The organism is Micromonospora sp. D75 (genome assembly GCF_018070405.1).
Taxonomy (GTDB): domain Bacteria; phylum Actinomycetota; class Actinomycetes; order Mycobacteriales; family Micromonosporaceae; genus Micromonospora; species Micromonospora chalcea.
Map to the genome: position 1 here is coordinate 1 of NZ_JAGPXV010000798.1, position 2,277 is coordinate 2,277.

The following is a 2,277-nucleotide window of genomic DNA, read 5'->3' on the forward strand; positions in this document are numbered from 1 at the left end:
GGCAGACCGGCGAGGGGACGTCGCCCTGGAGCCGGATGACCGCCTTGCTCTCGCGCACCGTCGGGTCGGGCACCGGCACCGCCGACAGCAGCGCCTGGGTGTACGGGTGGGTCGGACGCTCGTAGATCTCGTCCTCGGTGCCGATCTCCACCATCTTGCCCAGGTACATCACCGCGACCCGGTCGGAGAGGTGACGCACCACCGACAGGTCGTGGGCGATGAAGACGTACGACAGGCCGAACTCACCCTGGAGCTTCTCCAACAGGTTCATCACCTGCGCCTGGATGGAGACGTCCAGCGCCGACACCGGCTCGTCGCAGACGATCACCTCGGGCCGCAGCGCCAGCGCCCGGGCGATGCCGATGCGCTGCCGCTGGCCGCCGGAGAACTGGTGCGGGTACCGGTTGATGTGCTCCGGGTTGAGGCCGACCAGGTCGAGCAGCTCCTTGACCTTGGTGCGCCGGCTGCCGCGCGGAGCCACCTCGGGGTGGATCTCGAACGGCTCGCCGATCAGGTCACCCACCGTCATCCGGGGGTTGAGCGATGTGTACGGGTCCTGCATCACCAGCTGGATCTGCCGGCGCAGCCGACGCAGCGCGCCACCGGAGAGCTTGGAGATGTCCTGGCCCTTGTAGAGCACCTGGCCGCCGGTCGGCTTCTCCAGGTTCATCAGCACCCGGGCCAGCGTGGACTTGCCACAGCCGGACTCGCCGACCACGCCGAGCGTCTCGCCGGCCTTGAGGTCGAAGGAGACGCCGTCGACCGCCTTGACGTGGCCGATGGTCTTCTTGAACACCACGCCCCGGGTCACGGGGTAGTGCTTGACCAGGTCACGAACCTCGATGATGTTCTCAGTCACGGTTCACCAGTTCCTCGGCGAAGTGGCAGGCGCTGGCCCGGCCGTTGCCCAGTTGCAGCAGCGGCGGGACCTTCTCCCGGCACACCGGCTGCGCCATCGGGCAGCGCGGGTTGAACGCGCAGCCCGGCGGGATGTTCATCAGGTTCGGCGGGAGGCCCTTGATCGTGCGGAGCTCCTGGCCCTTCTCGTCCATCCGCGGGATCGAGTTGAGCAGGCCGAGCGTGTACGGGTGTGCCGGCTTGCGGTACAGGTCGTAGACGTCGGCTTCCTCGACGATCCGGCCGGCGTACATGACCGCGATCCGGTCCGCGACGTCGGCGACCACGCCGAGGTCGTGGGTGATCAGGATCATGCCCATCTGCCGTTCCCGCTGGAGCTCACCGAGCAGGTCCATGATCTGGGCCTGCACGGTCACGTCCAGCGCGGTGGTCGGCTCGTCGGCGATCAGCACCTCGGGGTCCAGCGCCAGCGACATGGCGATCATGGCGCGCTGCCGCATACCGCCGGAGAACTGGTGCGGGTAGTTGCTGAACCGGCCCTTGGCGTTGGGGATCTTCACCTGGTCGAGCATCTCGATCGCGCGCTTCTTGGCGTCCGAGCGGCTCATGCCGCGCCGGATGCGGAACTGCTCGGCGATCTGGAAGCCGACTGTGAAAACCGGGTTGAGGGCCGAGAGCGAGTCCTGGAAGATCATGGCGATGCCCTCGCCCCGGATCCGCCGCCGCTGCTCGGGGGACATGGTGAGCATGTCCTTGCCGTGGAAGCGGACCTGGCCGCCGGTGACGAACCCGGGCGGGGTGTCCAGGATGCCCATGATGGTCTGCGCGGTGACGCTCTTGCCGGAGCCCGATTCGCCGAGCACGGCGAGGGTCTCCCCCGCGTCGACGTGGTACGTGACTCCGTTGATGACCTTGGCGACGCCGTCCCGGGTACGGAACTCCACCCGAAGGTCGTCGACCTCGAGCAGCCGGCCCGAGGGGCGACCGGATCCGTCGGCGCCCGGCGCGGACTGCTCGGACACGAGAATGTCGGACAACTCAGTTCCCCTATCGAAGCTTCGGGTCGAGGGCCTCGCGGACCGCCTCGCCGAGCATGACGAAGCTCAGCACTGCGGCGACGAGGAACGCGGAGGGGAAGAACAGCAGGTACGGCGAGACCCGGATGTAGTTCTGCGCCTCGCTGATCATGATGCCCCAGGAGACGACCGGGCTCTTCAGGCCGATGCCCAGGAACGAGAGCGTGGCCTCCGCGCCGATGAACGAGCCGACCATGATCGTGCCGTAGACCAGAAGCGGGGCCAGGCAGTTCGGCAGCAGGTGCTTGAGGATGACCCGGCCGGTGCGGGCGCCGAGCGCGCGGGCCGCGACGATGTCGTCGGCCTCCTGGGCGGCGAGCACCGAGGAGGCCGACTACATCGT

At 68.2% G+C, this 2,277-nt stretch carries 3 protein-coding genes; all 3 read right to left on the minus strand.

Annotated elements, in window-relative coordinates; translation table 11 throughout:
• Nucleotides 1-859 (minus strand): ABC transporter ATP-binding protein (locus KBX39_RS29180; RefSeq protein ID WP_210873616.1); only part of this gene is annotated, 859 nt, incomplete at its 3' end.
• The gene (locus tag KBX39_RS29185; RefSeq protein ID WP_043328350.1) at nt 852-1,880 is read right to left on the minus strand and encodes an ABC transporter ATP-binding protein; all 1,029 of its coding nucleotides are present in this window, start codon (nt 1,878-1,880) and stop codon (nt 852-854) included. The genes KBX39_RS29185 and KBX39_RS29180, both read right to left, overlap by 8 nt.
• A gap of 25 nt (nt 1,881-1,905) precedes the next feature.
• The gene (locus KBX39_RS29190; RefSeq protein WP_312247509.1) at nt 1,906-2,256 is read right to left on the minus strand and encodes an ABC transporter permease subunit; all 351 of its coding nucleotides are present in this window, start codon (nt 2,254-2,256) and stop codon (nt 1,906-1,908) included.
• Between the last annotated feature and the right edge of the window lie 21 nt (nt 2,257-2,277).